Below are 18,739 nucleotides of genomic sequence, written 5' to 3' on the forward strand. Positions count from 1 at the left end.
CTCCGCAAGGCGTCCCCTGGGCAGGCCGACCGAGTTTCCAATCCGGCAAGGATCATAAGCGGCCGGTGCCGGTCGCGAGCGTGCGTTTATCGACGAGATCCCAATGCCCGGACCTGGCGCTGAGCTGATCGAAGCAGCCCTCTAGCGCGGAAGAACGGAATGGCGCCTCCTGGTCCCCGATCGGTCTCGCTTCCAGGTCTCTTCGGCTTGGGCTCTGGTCAAGCCGAGCGGCTGATGTGCTCGTCGCCTCAAACGCGCCAGAATCAGACCTTGCGGGAGCCGGGCTCAGCCCTGCGCCAAGAGACCCTGCGCCAACTCTTCCCATTCTTCATCGAGCGTTAAGATTGACGGTACGGCGCCGCTGCGTCGATACCAATATTCGGCGTTCGATTGATCGCCTTCCTTGCGATGGAGGTAGGCATGCACACGCGCGCCTGCCGCATCGTCCCGTTCCTGCGCGCACTCGTGCGCCTTGTTCCAATCGCCCTTTGCATCCCACCACAGCGCTTGCAGGGCAGGGCTTGAGCCGGCGGGCGGTTGTGGTTCCGCAATCGAAACTCTGAAGGTCCGCAGATCCAATTTCAGCCCCGTCGTGAAATCCAAGGCGCAGATAATACCCGCGCCAGCGGCCGAGCAGTAGTGTGCCTCGGGCGACACCTCAAATGGCCGCATCCGGGCTCGCGTTGGGTTCCAACTAGAGCATCGGACCGAAAAGTGGAATCCGGTTTTCGGGATAATCCGATGCAATAACAAAGGCCTAGATCGCCACTTTGCGTCCGATAGGACGCACGACGATCTAGCTTCGTCCAGATCAAACCGCCGGAAACGAACTCAGCGCTGGATAAAAATGGGGGCAACGTCACCCATGAACAGGAAAGCTGGACGGAAGGCCCTGCAAGGCTTTCCGTCCAGCTTTCGCTCTCAAAATCCCGAAATGTCCCCGCCGGTCCTTGGACTGTGGACAACAAAGCCCCGCAAGCGAGGACTTCATTTGGCCGAGGTGGCCGCTAAGCTATTGGAAAGTAATGGCGCGCCCGAAAGGATTCGAACCTCTGACCCTCAGATTCGTAGTCTGATGCTCTATCCAGCTGAGCTACGGGCGCGTATCAGGCGCAGGGCCGAAGGCCGTGCCGATCTGATGCCGCGGAAATAGCCGCTCTCATCCGGCTTGGCAACCCCCGAAAGCCGCCCGCGATATGAAAACGTCACAGACCACACAGGCAAGGCTCGCCGGGTGACGACCTACTCGGTCTTGGCGATGGCCTGGCGGATCGCCTCCGCCTCGCGTTCGCCGATCTCGGCCGCCTTGGCCGCGCGGTTCTTCGGCAGCTTCTCGGCGATGCCGTAGAGCTGCTCGCGCCGGTCCATCTCGCGCCAGACGTCGTCAGGCGCGATGCCGATCTCGCTCCAGAGCACGACGAGGTTGTAGACGAGGTCGGCGCTTTCGAGGATGACCCGGTCGCGCTCGCCCTGCACCGCCTCGAGCCCGACCTCGACGGCCTCCTCGGCAAGCTTCTTCGCCATTTTCGGCAAACCCTCGCCGATCAGCTTCGCCGTGCGCGAATAGCTGGGATCGCGGGAGCGTGCGGCAAGGACGGCGGCGTGAAGCCTATGGACCGAATCGACCATCTCGGGAGGGTCACCTCGTCATATGTGCGTTTCGTGACAGCGCCCGGCAAAGCAGGACGCAGGCTGCGAATCAGGCCTGTCGACGAACGTAGTTCAAATCCAGCCAGGTCCCATTGTCGTTTCAGGACAGAACCAGGCAAAAAGCCTCACGCCGCGGCGAAGGGCGCGAAGTATTTCGCCACCTCGCGGTAGACACCCTGCTTGAACGGGATGATCAGCTCCGGCGTCTCCTCCAGCCGGCCCCAGCGCCAGGCGTCGAACTCGGCCTTGTGGCCGCCGGCGGGCGTGAGGATGTCGATCTCGCTCTCCTCCCCGTCGAGCCGGAAGGCGAACCATTTCTGCGCCTGGCCACGCCATTTCCCCTTCCAGGCCTGCTTGCCGATGTCGACGGGCAGGTCGTAGCTCAGCCAGACCGGCGCCTCGGCAAGCAGCGAGGCCGAGGTGACGTTGGTCTCCTCCTGCAACTCGCGGATCGCCGCCTGATGGGGCGTCTCGCCGGGATCGATGCCGCCCTGCGGCATCTGCCATTCGAAGCCGGGCGCGACATGCTCGGGCTGCCGCTTGTTGGCGCGCCGGCCGAGGAAGACCAGGCCTTCGCGGTTGAACAGGGCGAGGCCGACGCAGGGGCGATAGCCGGAGGGAGGAGAATTCGTCATCGCAGCGAGCCCGTGGTGGAGGGGTTGCGGAAGCCGCGCGCCGCGCTGACCGGGACGAGGACGATGCCCTTGCCCTCCAGCGTCGCAGCCCAGCGCACGATCCGCTCGATCGAGACCGGCAGGGCGCTGGCAGAACCGACGGCCACGCCGCGGTCGCGGGCGAGAGCCTCCAGCTTCTGCAACTCCCCATCGATCGCATCAGCGCGGGTCACGCTATCGACCACGCGGTCCACCTTCAACGTCGGAATCTGCGCCTTGATGGCGGAGGGGGCGAGCAGGCTGCGGGCCGACGAGCCGTCGTCGATCACCATCAGCCCGCGCCCGGCGATCTCGCGCAGGATCGGCGAGAGCGCCGCCTCGTCGGCGGTCAGCCGCCCGCCGAGGAAGTTGACGATGCCGACATAGCCGGTGAAGCGGCCGAGCAGCCAATGCAGCCGGTCGATATTCTCCGCCGCCTTCGGCCCGGAGAGCAGGGTCTGCGGTCCCGGATCGTTGTCGGGATAGTCGAACGGCTCCATCGGCACCTGCAGGAAGACCTCGTGCCCGTCACCACGGGCGCGCTGCACGATACGCTCCAGCTCCGTGCCATAGGGCGCGAAGCCGAGCGAGACGGTGCCAGGCAGCTTGGCGATCGCCTCGGCCGTGCCGTTCTGGCTGATGCCGAGCCCGCCGACGAGGAGCGCGATGCGGCCGGCCGGCTTCGTCTCCGGTGCCGGGCCGAGCGGGCGGGCATAGATTTGCGCCGGGGTCGCGCCGTCGGGCCCGACCTTGGGCAGGAGGCCGAAGCGGCTGCGCTCGATGAGCCGGCCATCGGGCGCGCTCGCGAGCTTGACCTCGCCGCTCTCGGGAATGGTGATGATGATGGAGCCAGGCGCCTCCGCGCCCGGGCGCACCACGGTGACGCCGGATTCGGCTTCGAGCTGCCGCGCCGTCGCTTGCGGGCGCGCCGTCTCCGGCACGACCGGGGTGGCGAGGGGCACTTGCGCGATCTCGGGCTTGGCCGCCACCAGCTTGCTGATCAGCGCGGTCGCCACCGGCTCGCCGCCATCGGGATCATGGCGCAGGGCGAGAACGAGGATCAGCGCCAGGAAGGCGAGCCCGACCATGCCGGCGCCGGCCAAGCCAAGGCGCTGCGACCACGCTGTGCCGTGGCGCACCGGACGGTCCTGTCCGAGCGGCCGATTGAGCTCGGTGAGCGGCGTTCCGGCCAAAAGCAGCCGTCCTCAAAGGGTTGAAACGAAGCCGAATCAGCCGGCTCGCAGGCGCAATCCTGACGCCTGACGCTTCGTCAGTCGAGAGCGGTGCTGCAACACCCCGATTCTGCCTCGAAACGAAGCGTCCCGGGCGACATGGTCACCCGGGACGCGATCTCGTCGCGCTGGCCGCCCGATCAGGGCTTAGGCGCTTCCGGCGTCGCCGGGGCAGCCGGCGCGGCGGGGGTCTCGGCGGCCGGAGCTGGGGCCGGCGTCGCGGGCGCGATCGAGGCCGGAGCGGCCGCGTCGCGCTTGACGCCGCGCAACTGGTTCAGCGCCGCGATCAGCTGGGTGTCCTTGGTCGCGTCGTTCGGGACATAAGAAGCCGAACCGGACTGCTCCTCGCCGTCGCCGGCCTTGAGGTGGCCCTTGAGCGAGGCCTCGCCCTTGTTGTCGACCAGCTTGTCCTTGAGCTCGGCCGGAATCTCCTGGACGACCTCGATATCGGGCGTGATGCCCTTGGCCTGGATCGAGTTGCCCGACGGCGTATAGTAGCGCGCCGTGGTCAGGCGCAGGCCGCCATTGGCGCCGAGCGGGATCACGGTCTGCACCGAGCCCTTGCCGAAGGAGCGCGTGCCCATCACGGTCGCGCGCTTGTGGTCCTGCAGGGCGCCGGCGACGATCTCGGCCGCCGAGGCGGAGGAGCCGTTGATCAGCACCACGACCGGCTTGCCCTTGGTGAGGTCGCCCGACTTGGCGTTGAAGACCTGGGTCTCCTCGGCGTTGCGGCCGCGCGTCGAGACGATCTTGCCGCGCTCGAGGAAGGCGTCGGAGACCAGGACCGACTGGTCGAGACGGCCGCCGCGGTTGTTGCGCAGGTCGACGATGTAGCCCTTGATCTTGTCGGCGCCGATCTCGCTCGTGGTCTTCTCGATCGCCTTGCGCAGGCCCTCATAGGTCTGCTCGGAGAAGGTGCCGATGCGGATGTAGCCGACATCGTTCTCGACCCGCTCCTCGACCGCCGGCACGACGATGGTCGAGCGCGTCAGGGTGAATTCCAGCGAATCGGGCTTGCCCGGGCGCTCGATCTTGAGCTTGACCTGGGTGTTGATGATGCCGCGCATCTTCTCGACCGCCTGGCTCAGGCTGAGGCCCTTGACCGCGTCGCCGTCGATCTCGCGGATGATGTCGTTGGCCAGGATGCCGGCCTTGGAGGCGGGCGTGTCGCGGATCGGCTTGGCGACCTTGAGGGTGCCGTCCTCCATCGTGACCTCGATGCCCAGCCCGCCGAACTGGCCGCGCATGTCGGTGTCCATGTCGCGGAAGCTCTTGGCGTCGAGATAGGACGAGTGCGGGTCGAGCGAGGAGACCATGCCGTTGATCGCGGCCTCGATCAGCTTCTGCTCATCCGGCTTCTCGACATAGTCGGTGCGGATCTTCTCGAAGATGTCGCCGAAGAGGTTGAGGCTGCGATAGACCTCCGCCGAGGCCGCGACCGCGCTGGTCGAGGACATGAAGCCCGTCTGGGTCACCAGCCCGGTGAGTCCCGCGCCGGCCACCGCGCCAGCGAGAACGAGAGAGACCTTGCGCATCATCCGCGAACCTTTTCGCTTTGCGGTTTCGTCCACCACGGCGTCGGATCGATCGAGACGCCGTCTTTTCTGAACTCAATATAAAGGACCGGCTCGCCGGTCCCGGAACCCGTGATCGTCGAAGCAGTCTCCGACGTTTCCCCCATCACCGCAACCGGTTCTCCCGCAAGGACGAACTGGTTCAGCGACACGTCGATGCGCTGCATGCCGGCCAGAAGCAGATAGTACCCCCCGCCCGCATTCAGGATCAAGAGTTGCCCGAAGGAACGGAACGGTCCTGCATAAACCACCCAACCGTCCGAAGGCGCCGAAACTAGGGCATTGGCCCGAGTCGTGAGAGAAATTCCGCGCGTGTTGCCGCCGGCCCCGTCATTATCGCCGAAACCACGCGATTGTGATCCGGCAACAGGCAGCGGCAGCAGGCCCTTGGCCTCGCCGAAGGCGATCTTTGGCGCGAGCCGGGCCGGGTCGCGGAAGGCGAGCGCCGCCATCCGGTCGCGCTGCTCGCGGGTCTCGGCCTCCAGCACCTGGCGCGCGGCATCCGCCGCCCTGTTGGTCAGCGAGATGTCCTTCTCGATGCGCTCGACGAAATCGCGCAGGCCCTTGGCCTGAGTCGCCAGCTCGCTGCCGGCGGCGCGCTGCGCCTCGACGTCCTTGGCCGCGCTCGCCTCGCGCTCGCGCCGGGCCTCGACCAGCGAGGCGAGGCGGCGGCGCTCGCCGGCAAGCTGCTCCAGCTCGCCGCTGATCGACTTGCGCTCATTGGCGATGCCGTCGCGCAGCCGCACCAGCTCGGCGAGGTCGGTGCCCAGGATCTCGATCTCCTGGCGCAGGTCGGGCACCACGGCGCCGAGCAGCATCGAGGCCCGCACGGCCTCCAGGATGTCCTCGGGCCGGACCAGCACGGCTGGCGCCGGCCGGCGGCCGATGCGCTGCAGCGCCGCCAGCACCTCGCCGATCAGCCCGCGCCTGCCTTCGAGCGAGCGGCGGATCGCCGCCTCGCTGCCCTGCAGCAGGTTGAGCCGCTCCTCCAGCGCCGCGATGCGGCGTTCGGCCGCCTGCGTCCGGGCCGTGGTGTCGAGCAGCGCCTGGTTGAGCCCGGCGCGGTCGGCCCGGATCGAGGCGATCTCGGCCTCCAGCTTGGCGCGCGCCTCGGTATTGCCGGCGAGCCTGGCCTCGATCGCCTTCAGCTCCGCCTCGCGCGCCTGCTTCTCGCTCAGCTTCTGCTGGGCCTCGCGGGCAAGCTGCTCGGGATCGGGTGGCGTCTGCGCGGCGGCGGGCGCGAGCGCGAGCCAGAATCCCGCCAGAAGGGCGCAGCCGCCAAGGCGGGCCCTGTCGCGAATCACTGGCGGCGCAAAGCTCATGCGCGATGATAGGGGTGACCGGCGACGATCGTCATCGCTCGATAGAGCTGCTCCAGCGCGAGCACGCGCACGAGCTGGTGCGGAATGGTCAGCGCCCCGAAGGCGAGCGTGATGTCGGCCCGGTCCCGAATCTCCTCGGCGAGCCCGTCCGCGCCGCCGATGACGAGGCTCGCAGCGGCGGTGCCTCCATCGCGCGCGGCTGCGATCTTCGCGGCGAAGGCCTCGCTACTGATGCTGCGGCCGCGCTCGTCGAGTGCGATCAGCAAGCCGGGGCTGAGCTTGCCGAGGATGGCCGTCGCCTCCTCGCGCTTGCGCTCGTCGGAGCGGCGGCCCTTGCCCTCAGTGATTTCGACAATCTCGGGCCCGCTCAGGCCAAGGCCGCGCCCCAACTGCAGGGCGCGCTCGCGATAGCGCTCGCACAACTCGCGCTCCGGCCCGTCCTTGAGCCGGCCGACGGCGATGATGGCGAGGCGCACCTAGAGATATCGGATGCTAGCCGACGAGGCGCTCATGCGGCCGATCGGCGCCCCACATCTTCTCGAGATTGTAGAACTGGCGCACTTCCGGACGGAAGACGTGGATGATCAGGTCGCCGGTGTCGATCAGCACCCAGTCGCAGGCCGGCATGCCCTCGACCTTGGGCGAAGGCAGGCCCGAGCCCTTGATGGCTTCGACCAGGCTGTCGGCGATGGACGCGACATGCCGGTTCACCCGGCCAGTCGCGATGATCATCGCGTCGGCCAGCGAGGTCTTGCCCACAAGATCGATGACGGTGACGTCCTCGGCCTTCATGTCTTCGAGGACGCGCACTGCGAGGGCCACGCTGTCGGCGGAAGGATTGCCCGGGACAGCGGCCTGGGGAAGCGGCATCGGCTCGGCTTCACCAAGGGATTGACGGTTCAGTTCCGTATCCTCACATGACGACGCGCTCGCGGCGCGACATCTCTAAACTAAGCGTAAACAGCCCAAAACTCAATCGCGATTGGCTAGCTTGCGCAAATAGGTCGAGGAGAGGTCCGAGCGCTTGCCGTGCAGGAAGACCCAGGCCGGGGCCTCCGAGCCGGCCAGCGCAGCCGCCTCGTTCTCGGAAAGTCTGTAGCGCGCCAACCAGTTGGCGGCCGGCGAGGCGACGGCGCGATGCGTCGTGCCGGGCCGGTCGATCACCGCGATCGGCATCATCCGCGCGATAGCGCGCCACTCGTTCCAGCGATGGAAACTGGTGAGATTGTCCGAGCCCATGATCCAGACGAAGCGCACGCCGGGGCAGCGCAGCTTCAGCGCCCGCAAGGTGTCGGCCGTGTAGCGGGTGCGCAGCCGCGCCTCGACGCCGGTGACGTGGATGCGGGCGTGCTCGGCAAGCGCCCGCGCCGTGTCGATGCGCTGATCCAGCGAGGGCAGCGCCGCGTTGTCCTTGAGCGGGTTGCCCGGCGTCACCAGCCACCAGACCCGGTCGAGCTGGAGCCGACGCAGCGCCGTCAGACTCGCCATCCGGTGCCCGTCATGGGCCGGGTTGAACGAGCCGCCGAACAAGCCGATGCGCAGGCCCGGCGTATGGGGCGGCAGCCGCAGGTCCTCTGGTCTCACGGCCGGATCTGACCGCTGCCATGGACCCGGTACTTGAACGAACAGAGCTGCTCCACCCCGACCGGCCCGCGCGCATGCATCCGGCCGGTGGCGATGCCGATCTCGGCGCCGAAGCCGAACTCGCCGCCATCGGCGAATTGCGTCGACGCGTTATGCAGCACGATGGCGGAATCGACCTCGGCCAGGAAGCGCTGCGCCGCCGCCTCGTCGGCAGTGACGATCGCCTCGGTGTGGTGCGAGCCGTAGCGCTCGATATGGTCGACCGCGGCGTCCAGCCCGTCGACGACCCGGACAGCGATGATGCGATCGAGATACTCCGTCGCCCAGTCCTCTTCGGTCGCGGCAGTGACGCGCGGATCGGCACCCTGCGTCGCCTCGTCGCCGCGCACGGCGCAGCCGGCATCGAGCAGCATGGTGACGAGCGGCTTCAGATGCGTGGCAGCGCAGGCCTTGTCGACCAGCAAGGTCTCGGCCGCGCCGCAGACGCCGATGCGGCGCAGCTTGGCGTTGAGCAGGATGTTGCGCGCCATCTCCAGATCGGCGGCCGCGTGGACGTAGACATGGCAGTTGCCGTCGAGATGGGCGAAGACCGGCACGCGCGCCTCGGACTGCACCCGCGCCACCAGCCCCTTGCCGCCGCGCGGCACGACGACGTCGATGGTGCCGCCGAGCCCAGCCAGGATCTCGCCGACCGCGGCGCGGTCCCGCGTCGGCACGAGCTGGATCGCGTCGCCCGGCAGGCCGGCCGCTTCCAAACCCTGGCGCATGGCAATGGCGATCTCGGTCGAGGAGCGGAAACTATCGGAGCCGGCGCGCAGGATCGCGGCATTGCCGCTCTTCAGGCAGAGCGCCCCGGCATCGGCGGTGACGTTCGGCCGGCTCTCGAAGATCACGGCGATCACGCCGAGCGGTGTCGCGACGCGCTCGAAGACGAGCCCGTTCGGCTGCTCCCAGGTCGCGAGCACGCGCCCGACCGGATCGGAAAGCTCGGCCACGCTGGCGACCGCCTCGGCGATCTCGGCGATGCGGACCTCATTCAGCAGCAGCCGGTCGATGAAGGATTCCTTCTGGCCGGCCGCCTTGGCTTCCGCGAGGTCGAGCGCATTGGCGGCAAGGATCGCGGGCGCACGCTCGCGCAGCGCCTGGGCCATCGCCTTCAGCGCTGCGTTGCGCTTATCCGCCGGCGCGAGCGCGACCTGCCGCGCGGCGGCGCGGGCACGCCGGCCGAGACCCTGCATGAGCGCGGCGACATCGCCCTGCCCTTCGCTTGCCGAGACCACGCGCAAGGCGCTTTCACCAGTCATCACGCACCGCCAACCCTGTCCGATATCTCGACCTTAGCCGACGCCGAGCGCCATGTCGTCCCGATGGATCATCTCGGCCCGGCCGGGATAGCCCAGGATCGCCTCGATATCGCGCGAGGCCTTGCCGAGCACCAGCACGGCCTCCGCCGCATCATAGGCGACGAGCCCGCGCCCGAGCACGCGCCCATCCGGATCACGGATCAGCACGGCATCGCCGCGGGCGAATTCGCCTTCGATGCGACTCACGCCGACCGGCAGCAGGCTCGCCCCGCCGCGCAAGGCGCGGGCCGCGCCGGCATCGACATGCAGCGCGCCGCGCGGCTCGAGCGAGCCGGCGATCCAGGTCTTGCGCGCCGTCGCCGGCGTCGAGCTGGTCAGGAACCAGGTGCAGCGCGCGCCATTGGCGACCGCACCGAGCGGGTTCTTCACCCGGCCATCGGCGATCAGCATATGCGTGCCACCGGCCGCCGCGATCATGCCGGCCTCGATCTTGGTGCGCATGCCGCCGCGCGAGAGCTCGGAAGCCGGCCCGCCCGCCATCTCCTCGATCTCGGCCGTGATCTTCGACACGAGCGGGATGTGCTTCGCGTCGGGGTCGCGCGCCGGCGGGGCGGTATAGAGACCGTCGATATCGGAGAAGAGCACGAGCAGGTCGGCGCCGGCCATGGTGGCGACGCGCGCGGCGAGCCGGTCATTGTCGCCGTAGCGGATCTCGGTGGTGGCGACCGTGTCGTTCTCGTTGATCACCGGGATGGCGCGCATGTCGAGCAGGCGGCCCAGCGTGGCGCGCGCGTTGAGATAGCGGCGGCGCTCCTCGGTATCGGCGAGCGTCAGCAGAATCTGCCCGGCCGTCAGCCCGTGATGGCCGAGCGCCTCGGCCCAGTTGCGCGCCAGCGCGATCTGCCCGACGGCCGCCGCCGCCTGGCTCTCCTCCAGCCGCAACGGCCCCGACGGCAGGCCGAGCACGGTGCGCCCGAGCGCGATCGCGCCGGAGGAGACGACGAGCACATCGGCGCCGCGCTGGTGCAGTTCGGCGAGATCCTCGACCAGCGCCGCAAGCCAGGCCTGGCGCAGGCGACCGCGCGCGCGGTCGACCAGCAGGGCCGAGCCGACCTTGACCACGATGCGGCGGAACTGGCTGAGCGAGGGGGTGTCCACGAGATGACCTTCGAGGCGGCAGGCACGTCAACGACCGTCTTGGCGAAAAGCCGGGGATTGTAAAGCGCGGCTTCCGCCGGGGCGTTCTGCAAAACTGTCGCAAACCGCGCCGATTTCGCGCCGATCACCCGAAAATGAGAGGCCGTCATGCGTCAAGAACAGTGACAAAACGTCATCTCTGCCTTATCTCGCGCACGCGGACTAAAGCTGTGTCCGCTCACCATGAGAAGGCCAGCCTTGAAGTTCAATCAGGATCGCAATTTCACGGATCGCGCATCGGCCTCGGCCAGTGCCAAGAAAGCCCTGCTGGAGCGCTTCAAGTCGCGCCCGGGTCCCGATGACCCGATCATGCAGCAGCGCCGCGCCGAGCGCGAAGCCGTTACCGTCGCCCGCGCCGCCCGCGACGCCGAGAAGGCCGCCGCCCGCGCCGAACTCGAGCGCCTGGCCGCCATCGAGCACGCCCGCCTCGAAGAGGAAGAGCGTTTGGCCGAGATCGCCCGCGAGGTCGCCCGCAAGGCCGAGCAGGCCAAGCGCGACGCCGAGCGCCCGCGCAAGGTGCTGCTCGAGGCTGTCCAGTACGCCCAGATGCGCGCCGCCGGCAAAGGCCGCCGCTGAGCCGAACCCGGGGTTCGGAAGGCCCGCCAGGGCTTTCCGCCCCGCGCCGTGCCGTCCTCCCCGCCTGCTTCAGCGGTCGCTGCGCTGGTCCTGCCCGCAGCGGAAGCTTGCCGCCTTCCCGTCGGCCAGGCGGCGCGCCTGCGCATTGGCGTCGCGGCCGCGCCCGTCGACGCTGCCGATGATGCAGGACGCGCCCTCGGCGCCGAGCCGGTAGACGACGAGCAAGCTGCCATCGAGCTTGCCGATGGCTTGGCCGATGGCGTAGCGCAGGATCGTCGCCTGCGGCTTGCCGGCCTTCGGGCCGCGCCATTCGATCGTGCTGCCGGCCTCGAAGAACCCGGCCTTGTCGGACAGCCCTTCCTCCACAGGCTTCGTCCCGAGCTCGACGAAGGAGGCATCGTCGCCCGCCGTCCAGGTCACGGCGATCCCCGCCTTGCCGGGGCAGCGGCGCACCGAGACGCCATCCTCGTCCGGCTTGGCCTTCGGGCATTTGGCATAGTCGTGTTTGGTGTAGCTGCTCGCCCAATCCTGCGCGGCGGCAGGTGGGGCGCCAAGCAAGGTCAATGCAGATCCAAGCAAGCCAAGCCCAAGCGCGGCGGCTTTGATCGACATGGCACCTACCTTTGTTGTCAGCGCGCCATCAAACGACGGGCTGGGTTGAATGCAACCCGCGCGGGGCGGTTTCAACCCGGGACCAACCCAGCTTCATATTGCATTGACGGTAGGTGCGCACCGCGCCAGCCGCGCCTTGACCGGTCGCAATTCTTGTATGCAACATGCGGCATACAGCTTGCGCAACTCAAGCGCCGCCTAGGGATGGAGACCGGAATGAAAGTCATTGACCTCAGCATGCCGATCACGCCGCATTTCCGCTGGCCGATCGAGCTTGCGATCAAGGGCGACATCGCGGCCGGCGACCAGTTCCGCGTCAGCAAGCTGACGACGACCTGCCACGGCTTCTCCCATGTCGACGCCGCCGCCCATTTCGTCGCGGGCGCGCCGACCATCGAGACCACGCCGCTCGACCGCGTCGTCGGCCCCTGCCGCGTGCTGAACCTGCGCGGCTGCGCCGACAACCAGCCGATCACGCCGGAGCATTTGGCGGCGGCCGATCCCGGCGGCGCCGATGGCGAGATCCTCCTGCTCGCCGCCGGCTGGAACGACCGCCGCGACTACCAGGACAAGACCTTCTGGACCGAGGCACCCTGGCTGACGCTCGAATCGGCCAAGTGGCTGGCGGCCCGCAAGCCGACCGCCGTCGCCTTCGACTTCCCGCAGGATTTCCCGATCCGCCTCCTGCTCGAGGGCAAGGAGGTGCCGAAGACCGAGCACGTCACGCATGACATCCTGCTCACGCACGGCGTCACGCTGATCGAATACGTCGTCAACACCGGCAAGCTCAGCCAGAACCGCGTCCTGCTCAGCGCCGCGCCGCTGCTGATCCCGAACGCCGACGGGGCGCCTGCGCGCATCTACGCCATCGAGGGGTTGAACGTCTGAGCAGCATGGTCATTCCCAGGCGCTGCCCGGCAGCGCGCCACACCGTCCAGCGCTAAGCGCGGGGCAGGGGTGAGGTGTCGGCCGTTTGACACTATTGTCGTGAGCTAACGGCGGCCCGGCCTCAGCCTCACTGGTGTTCTGGCCTACCCCTCAACCCGCCCTCTCCCTACGGGAGAGGGTTCCCCGCGCGTTATTCTCGCTGTCACCGCATCATCTTCGGCAGCCACAGCGTCAGCTCGGGAAAGAGAATGAGCACGATCAGCGTCCCGACCAGCGGGATGTAGAGCGGCAGCATCTCCTTCAGCACCGAGCGGATCGAGACCTTGGCGATGTCCGCGATCAGGAAGAGCGCCAGGCCCATCGGCGGCGTGAACAGGCCGAGCATCAGGTTGAAGATCGCGACGATGCCGAGATGGACCGGGTCGACCCCGGCGGCGTGCAGCGGCGCGGCGATGATCGGGATCACCAGCAGCGTCGCGGTCGTGCTGTCGAGGAACATGCCGACGATCAGCAGGAGCACGTTGACGATCAGCAGCAGGACGAGCGGGTCCTTGCTGAGCGAGAGCAGCTCGCTCGCCGCGGCCTGCGGCACGCCCTCCACCGCCAGTATCCAGCCGAACAGCGCCGCGGCCGAGACGATGACCAGGATCGCTGCGGTGCTCTTCACCGTCTCGTAGGCCGAGGCCAGCAGATGCTGCCAGGTCAGCGAGCGGTAAATGAAGACGCTGATGAAGATGACGTAGGCGACCGTGACCGAGGCGGCCTCGGTCGGCGTGAACCAGCCGAGCAGCATGCCGCCGATCATCAGGATCGGCGTCAGCAACGCCGGCAGCGCCGACAGGAGGGACTCGCTGAGCTCCTTGCGCGTCGGCCAGCGCTCGGCCCGCGGAAAATCGCGCTTCCAGGCCAGGATCGCCACCGTGATCATCAGGAGGGCGACGCAGATCAGCGCCGGCACGATGCCGGCGACCAGCAATTGCACGATCGAGACGTTGGTGACCGAGCCGTAGATGATCAGCGGGATGCTCGGCGGGAAGATCGGCCCGACGATGGCGGAGGCGCAGGTCAGCGCGCTGGCGAACTCCTTCTTGAAGCCATGCGCCGTCATCGCCTTGACCTCGATGCGCCCGAGCCCGCCGATATCGGCGAGCGCCGCGCCGCTCATGCCGGAGAAGACCAGGCTGGCGAAGATGTTGACCTGCGCCAGGCCGCCGTGGATGCGCCCGACGCAGGCCGAGGAGAAGGTGTAGATGCGCTCGGTGATGCCGGACTGGTTCATCAGGCTGCCGACGAAGATGAAGATCGGCACCGCCACCAGCGGGAAGGAATCGAGCGCGTAGACCATGCGCTGGCCGACCAACTCGAGCGGGAAGTCGTTCCACAGCACATAGGCGATGGCCGGCAGCATCACGGCGATCACCACCGGCCAGCCGAAGACGAAGAGCAGCGTGAAGGTACCCAGCAGGAGTAAGGTCATCGGAACTCGCGGTCAGGGAGGGGCCGGCATGGTTCGGCTGGGGAAGGCTGCGCGCGCCGCTTCAGGGCGCCTGCATCAGATGTTCGGGATCGGCTCGTGCGAATCCTCGTCGTCGAAATGCACGTAGGGCGGATGCCCCGCGAGTGCCTTCCAGACCTGGACGAGGCATTCGACGAGCCCGAAGACGAAGCCGAACAGGGCTGCCGAGAAGAAGATGTAGTAGGGGATGCCGAGCGTCGGCGTCGCGTTGTTGAGGTTGCGCAGGGTGGCCACCGCGACGGCGACCCCGGCAATGCCCAGGGCGATCGCGCCCGTCGCCGGGATGACGACCGCGAGCACCGCGCGCAGGCGCTTCGGCAGCGCATGCAGCAGCTCTTCCATGCGGATATTGGCACCGGTCGCGGTGATGTAGGGCAGGGTCACGAAGACGACGCAGATCAGCATGAAGCGCGTCAGCTCCTCCGAGCCCATGAACGGCGCCCGGAAGACCTGCCGCATCAGGACCTGGAAGGCCGGCAGGATCAGCATCAGCGCGATCATCGCCACCCCGGTCCAGCGGTAGAACTGGCGCACCGGCCGCATCAGGCGGTCGATCGCCAGCATCGGGCCGACATCTTCCGGCGCGACGGCTTGTTCTGACATGCGGAGCAGCTCCGGCTTGGCAGGCCGGCTCGGCGCCGGCCGTGAAGAGATGAAGAGCGCGAGCGCCCAGAGATCGTTCGGGAATTCGCTGGCGTGAGTCGGCTGGCGCGGCCGTCGAGAACCGGAGCGGAGCGGACTTAAGTCCGTGAGCACCGGAAGCGCAGACGACCGCGTCAGCAGAAATCACGAGCGGTCTCTCAGCTGATGGCCGCGATGCGGTCCATGTAGCCCTTCCAGGTCGGGAAATCCTTGTTGACCTCGGCCATGACGCGCTCGCGGAACTCGGCCACCTTGAGGCCCTCCTTCTCGGTGATGACGGTCATGCCCTTCTTCTTCAGCTCGCCCACCAGCTCGGCCTCGGCCTTGTTGGCGGCCTGGAGCGTCTCCTGCGCCATGGTCTCGAACTCGGCGAGGATGGCCTTGCGGTCGGCATCGCCGAGCGAGGTCCAGGCCTTCTCGTTGACGAAGACGGGGAGCACGTTCTGCATGTGCCCGGTCAGCATCACGTGGCTCTGCACCTCGTAGAGCTTGTTGGCGTTGATCATGGTCAGCGGATTCTCCTGGCCGACCACCATGCCGGTCATCAGCGCGGTCGGCAGCTCGCCGACCTCGACCGGGGTCGGGATCGCGCCGAAGCCCTTGATCATCGTCGTCCAGAGCTGCAGCGGCACGCCGCGGAACGGCTTGCCCTGCAGGTCGGCCGGCGACAGCACCGCCATCTTCGCCGTCATCTGGCGCGCGCCGCGGAAGAGCCGGCCGACGATGCGCATGCCGCCGCCCTTGACCAGCGTCTCGTTGAACGCGATCAGCACCTCGGATTTCTGCGGATCGGTCGCGGCCAGCGCATGGGCGCCGTCGCGATAGACGAAGGGCGCGTTGAAGACGGCGATATCCGGCGCCAGCCGGGCGAGCGAGGCGAACTCATGGTGCCCCATCGAGATCGCGCCCGAGCGCACGCCGTCGATCAGCTCCTGCACGCCGCCGAGCTGCGAGTTCGGGAAGACCTGCACGGTGACGCGCCCGCCCGTGACCTTGGGGATGCGCTTGCCGGCCTCGTCGCCGTACCAGTACTGGATGTCGCCCTCGGAACCGACATGCGCATAGCGCAGCCGGATATTTTGCGCCGAAGCGCCGCCGATGCCGAAGGTTGTGCCGGCCGCGAGCGCGCCTGCGCCCGCGAGGAAATCGCGACGTCTGATCATCTCATCCTCCCAATCGACCGGCGTTTTCGCCGTGTCCTGTTCTCCGCCTCGTCCGGGCGGATCGGCCTCGCGTCTCCGTCTCGCGGGAGGGATCGTTCCGGCCGAGCGCAGACATCCGCGTCAGGCCCGCTCTGGACCCGCCGCGGCTTTCATGCTTTCGACCGGGAACGCCATGGCACGTTCCTCCCGAACGACCGCTTGGCGCGGCTCTGTTCTGAATGCTGCATTTTGCATACAAGTTTGAAAAGCCGTCAAGCGGCGGGAGGAAGGCAGCGATGAGGAATCTCTCCGACACGGGAGCGCTCCCGCGATGAGCGCCAAGCCCGCCGAGGCCGAACCGGCCGCCAAGGAGCCTCGCCGCAAGGGCCGCCTGCACACCAACACGGTCGACGCGCTGCACCGCATGATCGTCACCGGCGAGCTGAAACCCGGGCAGAAACTGCGCGAGCAGGAGCTGTGCGAGCGGCTCGGCGTCTCGCGCACGCCGCTTCGCGAGGCCTTGCGGACGCTGGCCGCGCAAGGGCTGGTGCAGCTGACGCAGAACCGCGGCGCCGAGGTCGCGCCGCTGACGCTCGCCGACATCACCGCGCTCTTCGATGTCGTCGGTTCGCTCGAGGCCCTGGCCGCGCGGCTTGCATGCAAGAGCTTGACGGACGAGGCGATCGCCGAGATCGGCGTGCTGCACTACCGGATGATGCTGCATCACGTCCGCGACGAGCTGCCGGAGTATTTCGCGCTCAACCAGCGGATCCACCGCGCCATCATCGAGGGCGCGCGCAATCCCGTCCTGCTCGGCGTCTGGCAGGCGCTTGCCGCGCGGGTCGAGCGGGCCAAGTACCTGCCGAACCTCCAGCCCAACCGCTGGAAGGCGGCGATGCACGAGCACGACGCCATGCTCGCCGCCCTGGTCGCACGCGACGGCGACGAGCTCGGACGGCTGATGGAGGCGCATTTCAGCAACGGCCTCGCCGCGATCCTGGCGGCAGGCGCGAGCGAAGCGCCGCCCGAGGACGCGGGCAACTGACGCGCGCCCGGCCGACTCTCTAAAGGCGCCGTCAGGAGCCGGCGATGATCAGCCGCAGCGCCTTGACGATTCCATCGACCGCCACGCTGGCGAGATGAGCCCCATCACCCGGCTGATCACGCTCGCTCCGGCATTGCCGATCACCGCGATGATGCGCGAGGCCGCGAAGAGCAGCAGCAGCAGGATCGTGAGGATGACCACGATCTCGAAAATCGTCTCCGCCTGCTCGGCCACGCTGAAATGGGAATTGTCGGTCAGCGTCATCACCGTCAGCATCGCGCCCGGGCTGGCGATGGAGGGGATGGCGAGGGGATAGACCGCGCGCTCGATATCGGCGCGCCGGATCAGCTTCTCCTCGCCCTCGAGCTTCGACTCGCCGAAGATCATCGAGAGCGCGAACAGGAACAGCACGATGTTGCCCGCGACCTGGAACGAGCTCAGCTCGATATCCATCGCTCCGAGCAGGATCTGGCCGCCGACGACGAAGAAGATCAGCACGAGGAAGGCGACCAGCGTGCCCTGCACCGCGACGCGGCGCGCCGCCGAGGCGCTCATCCCGGCCGTGACCGCAAGGAAGATCGGCAGCGTGCCGATCGGGTCGATCACGACCCAGAGCTTGACGAATTCCGTGAGCAGGCGATCCATGGCGGGTCCGTCGACGCGTATCGATGCTGGCTCGCCCGGTGCCCGGCCGAGCGGCCAGCCTCTCTGTAGCGACCCGGCCCGGCCCCGTCACCCGCGCCGAGGCGTGCCTCGCGACGACGTGAGCACCGCCTTCTTGTCGCCCGCTTGAGTCTTTTTCCCGCCGTTTTAGGCATCGGACCGAAAAGTGGAATCCAGTTTTCGGAAAAATCCGATGCAACAGCAAAGTGCTAGATCGCCACTTTGCGTCCGATAGGACGCACGGCGATCTAGCGAGCGGCGCGCTCGACTTCGGGGAGGACCTTCACGACCGCGGCCGCATCGAGCTCGCTATGGCCCTGAGCCACCAGCAGCCGGTAGAGCATCGTCGCCTGCGCCACCATCGGCATGGCAAGATGCTGCTCGCGGCCGGCCTCCATCAGCAATTCCAGGTCCTTCAGCACCTGCCTGGCATAGCCGCGCGGCGCGAAATCCTCAGCGATCATGCGCGGCATCATCGCCTGCAGCACCGCCGAGTTGCCGAGGCCGGGCGCCAGCGCCGCCGGGATCTTGCTGGCATCGACGCCATAGGCCTCGGCCAGCCGCAAGCCTTCCGCGACGATGCAGTAATTCGTCAGGCAGAGCGCCTGGTTGACCAGCTTGGTCGCCTGCCCCGCGCCGATATCGCCCATGTGGCTGAAGAGCCCGAAGCGCTCGACCAGCGGCCTGACCGTCTCGACCGCCCATGTGGTGCCGCCCGCCATGATCGCGAGCGTCCCGGCTTCCGCCGCGCCGGGCCCGCCGGAGACCGGAGCGTCGATGAAGGCGATGCCCTTTTCGGCCAGCGCCTCGCCGAGCTTGCGGGTGACGCCGATCTCGGTGGTCGAAAAGTCGATGACGATGCAGTCCGTGGCCGGCGCCGCCGAGAGGATGCCCTCCGGCCCGCTCACGACGTCGGAGACCGCCTTGGTCGTGGTGACGCTGATGCCGAGGCGGTTGCTGCGCCCTGCGACCTCGGCCGGCGAGGCAGCAAGCTTGACGCCGAGCCCCTCGGCCTCGGCGCGGCGCGCCGGGTCGAGATCATAGCCGACGACTTCGTGGCCGCCAGCCAGCAACCGCTTGGCAAAGCCCACGCCCATCAGCCCCAGGCCGACGAACCCGACCGTCTCAGTCATCTTACC

At 67.9% G+C, this 18,739-nt stretch carries 20 protein-coding genes and 1 tRNA gene; 3 read left to right on the plus strand and 18 right to left on the minus strand.

What is annotated here, in order from left to right; translation table 11 throughout:
- Positions 1-285: 285 nt before the first annotated feature.
- The 12 genes from DWF00_RS26705 to proB all read right to left on the minus strand — a co-directional run bounded on the left by DWF00_RS26705 (position 286) and on the right by proB (position 10,477).
- Complete coding sequence (locus DWF00_RS26705; protein WP_114828456.1) at positions 286-579, minus strand: hypothetical protein; 294 nt, start codon at positions 577-579, stop codon at positions 286-288.
- Positions 580-1,026: 447 nt separating this feature from the next.
- A tRNA-Arg gene (locus DWF00_RS26710) sits at positions 1,027-1,103 on the minus strand.
- Between the two features lie 139 nt (positions 1,104-1,242).
- Positions 1,243-1,629 carry a phosphoribosyl-ATP diphosphatase gene (gene hisE / locus DWF00_RS26715; protein WP_114828167.1) on the minus strand — a complete coding sequence of 129 codons (387 nt, stop codon included), beginning with the start codon at positions 1,627-1,629 and terminating at the stop codon, positions 1,243-1,245.
- Positions 1,630-1,775: 146 nt separating this feature from the next.
- Positions 1,776-2,285: an RNA pyrophosphohydrolase gene (locus DWF00_RS26720; RefSeq protein WP_114828166.1), complete on the minus strand. Its 510-nt coding sequence runs from the start codon at positions 2,283-2,285 to the stop codon at positions 1,776-1,778.
- Complete coding sequence (locus DWF00_RS26725) at positions 2,282-3,496, minus strand: divergent polysaccharide deacetylase family protein (protein WP_245974324.1); 1,215 nt, start codon at positions 3,494-3,496, stop codon at positions 2,282-2,284. Before DWF00_RS26725 ends, DWF00_RS26720 begins: the two co-directional genes overlap by 4 nt.
- Positions 3,497-3,675: 179 nt before the next feature.
- The gene (locus DWF00_RS26730; RefSeq protein ID WP_114828455.1) at positions 3,676-5,070 is read right to left on the minus strand and encodes a S41 family peptidase; all 1,395 of its coding nucleotides are present in this window, start codon (positions 5,068-5,070) and stop codon (positions 3,676-3,678) included.
- Complete coding sequence (locus DWF00_RS26735; RefSeq protein WP_245974326.1) at positions 5,070-6,413, minus strand: murein hydrolase activator EnvC family protein; 1,344 nt, start codon at positions 6,411-6,413, stop codon at positions 5,070-5,072. The genes DWF00_RS26730 and DWF00_RS26735 overlap by 1 nt, the downstream gene beginning before the upstream one ends.
- Before the next feature lie 14 nt (positions 6,414-6,427).
- Positions 6,428-6,907 (minus strand): 23S rRNA (pseudouridine(1915)-N(3))-methyltransferase RlmH, encoded by a 480-nt coding sequence (gene rlmH, locus DWF00_RS26740; protein ID WP_114828163.1) that lies wholly within the window; start codon positions 6,905-6,907, stop codon positions 6,428-6,430.
- Positions 6,908-6,923: 16 nt separating this feature from the next.
- The gene (gene rsfS, locus DWF00_RS26745; RefSeq protein WP_114828162.1) at positions 6,924-7,301 is read right to left on the minus strand and encodes a ribosome silencing factor; all 378 of its coding nucleotides are present in this window, start codon (positions 7,299-7,301) and stop codon (positions 6,924-6,926) included.
- Positions 7,302-7,403: 102 nt separating this feature from the next.
- Complete coding sequence (locus DWF00_RS26750) at positions 7,404-8,015, minus strand: nicotinate-nucleotide adenylyltransferase (RefSeq protein WP_114828161.1); 612 nt, start codon at positions 8,013-8,015, stop codon at positions 7,404-7,406.
- Positions 8,012-9,253, minus strand: coding sequence for a glutamate-5-semialdehyde dehydrogenase (locus DWF00_RS26755; protein ID WP_114828454.1), 1,242 nt, complete (start codon positions 9,251-9,253; stop codon positions 8,012-8,014). Before DWF00_RS26755 ends, DWF00_RS26750 begins: the two co-directional genes overlap by 4 nt.
- Before the next feature lie 99 nt (positions 9,254-9,352).
- The gene (gene proB / locus DWF00_RS26760; protein WP_114828160.1) at positions 9,353-10,477 is read right to left on the minus strand and encodes a glutamate 5-kinase; all 1,125 of its coding nucleotides are present in this window, start codon (positions 10,475-10,477) and stop codon (positions 9,353-9,355) included.
- 237 nt (positions 10,478-10,714) lie between these two features.
- On the opposite strand from proB, the gene DWF00_RS26765 reads away from it, so the two are divergent.
- The gene (locus DWF00_RS26765; protein ID WP_114828159.1) at positions 10,715-11,092 is read left to right on the plus strand and encodes a DUF6481 family protein; all 378 of its coding nucleotides are present in this window, start codon (positions 10,715-10,717) and stop codon (positions 11,090-11,092) included.
- A 69-nt stretch (positions 11,093-11,161) separates the two neighbouring features.
- On the opposite strand, the gene DWF00_RS26770 is transcribed toward DWF00_RS26765, so the two are convergent.
- Positions 11,162-11,704: a hypothetical protein gene (locus tag DWF00_RS26770; protein ID WP_147283655.1), complete on the minus strand. Its 543-nt coding sequence runs from the start codon at positions 11,702-11,704 to the stop codon at positions 11,162-11,164.
- 216 nt (positions 11,705-11,920) lie between these two features.
- On the opposite strand from DWF00_RS26770, the gene DWF00_RS26775 reads away from it, so the two are divergent.
- Positions 11,921-12,592 (plus strand): cyclase family protein, encoded by a 672-nt coding sequence (locus tag DWF00_RS26775; protein ID WP_114828157.1) that lies wholly within the window; start codon positions 11,921-11,923, stop codon positions 12,590-12,592.
- A gap of 202 nt (positions 12,593-12,794) precedes the next feature.
- Here DWF00_RS26775 and DWF00_RS26780 read toward each other — a convergent pair whose 3' ends face one another.
- The 3 genes from DWF00_RS26780 to DWF00_RS26790 form a co-directional block, all read right to left on the minus strand.
- Positions 12,795-14,069, minus strand: a complete 1,275-nt coding sequence (locus tag DWF00_RS26780; protein ID WP_114828156.1) for a TRAP transporter large permease — start codon at positions 14,067-14,069, stop codon at positions 12,795-12,797.
- A gap of 75 nt (positions 14,070-14,144) precedes the next feature.
- A complete protein-coding gene (locus DWF00_RS26785) occupies positions 14,145-14,711 on the minus strand; it encodes a TRAP transporter small permease (protein WP_114828155.1) in 567 nt (188 codons plus the stop codon).
- A 197-nt stretch (positions 14,712-14,908) separates the two neighbouring features.
- Positions 14,909-15,913, minus strand: coding sequence for a TRAP transporter substrate-binding protein (locus tag DWF00_RS26790; protein ID WP_114828154.1), 1,005 nt, complete (start codon positions 15,911-15,913; stop codon positions 14,909-14,911).
- Between the two features lie 310 nt (positions 15,914-16,223).
- On the opposite strand from DWF00_RS26790, the gene DWF00_RS26795 reads away from it, so the two are divergent.
- On the plus strand, positions 16,224-16,937 hold the full coding sequence (locus DWF00_RS26795) for a GntR family transcriptional regulator (RefSeq protein ID WP_114828153.1): 714 nt from the start codon (positions 16,224-16,226) through the stop codon (positions 16,935-16,937).
- Positions 16,938-16,985: 48 nt separating this feature from the next.
- On the opposite strand, the gene DWF00_RS26800 is transcribed toward DWF00_RS26795, so the two are convergent.
- Together DWF00_RS26800 and DWF00_RS26805 are read right to left on the minus strand one after the other, a co-directional pair.
- The gene (locus DWF00_RS26800; protein ID WP_210207859.1) at positions 16,986-17,582 is read right to left on the minus strand and encodes a MarC family protein; all 597 of its coding nucleotides are present in this window, start codon (positions 17,580-17,582) and stop codon (positions 16,986-16,988) included.
- Between the two features lie 266 nt (positions 17,583-17,848).
- Complete coding sequence (locus DWF00_RS26805; RefSeq protein ID WP_114828152.1) at positions 17,849-18,733, minus strand: NAD(P)-dependent oxidoreductase; 885 nt, start codon at positions 18,731-18,733, stop codon at positions 17,849-17,851.
- Between the last annotated feature and the right edge of the window lie 6 nt (positions 18,734-18,739).

The organism is Allobosea caraganae, from assembly GCF_003351345.1.
Taxonomy (GTDB): Bacteria; Pseudomonadota; Alphaproteobacteria; order Rhizobiales; family Beijerinckiaceae; genus Allobosea; species Allobosea caraganae.

Excerpts from the sequence above, each read along its gene's own strand:
- hisE (WP_114828167.1), bottom strand. The coding sequence starts at position 1,629 with ATGGTCGATTCGGTCCATAGGCTTCACGCCGCCGTCCTTGCCGCACGC.
- DWF00_RS26720 (WP_114828166.1), bottom strand. The coding sequence starts at position 2,285 with ATGACGAATTCTCCTCCCTCCGGCTATCGCCCCTGCGTCGGCCTCGCC.
- DWF00_RS26730 (WP_114828455.1), bottom strand. The coding sequence starts at position 5,070 with ATGCGCAAGGTCTCTCTCGTTCTCGCTGGCGCGGTGGCCGGCGCGGGA.
- rsfS (WP_114828162.1), bottom strand. The coding sequence starts at position 7,301 with ATGCCGCTTCCCCAGGCCGCTGTCCCGGGCAATCCTTCCGCCGACAGC.
- DWF00_RS26755 (WP_114828454.1), bottom strand. The coding sequence starts at position 9,253 with ATGCAGGGTCTCGGCCGGCGTGCCCGCGCCGCCGCGCGGCAGGTCGCG.
- DWF00_RS26770 (WP_147283655.1), bottom strand. The coding sequence starts at position 11,704 with ATGTCGATCAAAGCCGCCGCGCTTGGGCTTGGCTTGCTTGGATCTGCA.
- DWF00_RS26775 (WP_114828157.1), top strand. The coding sequence starts at position 11,921 with ATGAAAGTCATTGACCTCAGCATGCCGATCACGCCGCATTTCCGCTGG.
- DWF00_RS26780 (WP_114828156.1), bottom strand. The coding sequence starts at position 14,069 with ATGACCTTACTCCTGCTGGGTACCTTCACGCTGCTCTTCGTCTTCGGC.
- DWF00_RS26785 (WP_114828155.1), bottom strand. The coding sequence starts at position 14,711 with ATGTCAGAACAAGCCGTCGCGCCGGAAGATGTCGGCCCGATGCTGGCG.
- DWF00_RS26790 (WP_114828154.1), bottom strand. The coding sequence starts at position 15,913 with ATGATCAGACGTCGCGATTTCCTCGCGGGCGCAGGCGCGCTCGCGGCC.
- DWF00_RS26795 (WP_114828153.1), top strand. The coding sequence starts at position 16,224 with ATGAGCGCCAAGCCCGCCGAGGCCGAACCGGCCGCCAAGGAGCCTCGC.
- DWF00_RS26800 (WP_210207859.1), bottom strand. The coding sequence starts at position 17,582 with ATGGATCGCCTGCTCACGGAATTCGTCAAGCTCTGGGTCGTGATCGAC.
- DWF00_RS26805 (WP_114828152.1), bottom strand. The coding sequence starts at position 18,733 with ATGACTGAGACGGTCGGGTTCGTCGGCCTGGGGCTGATGGGCGTGGGC.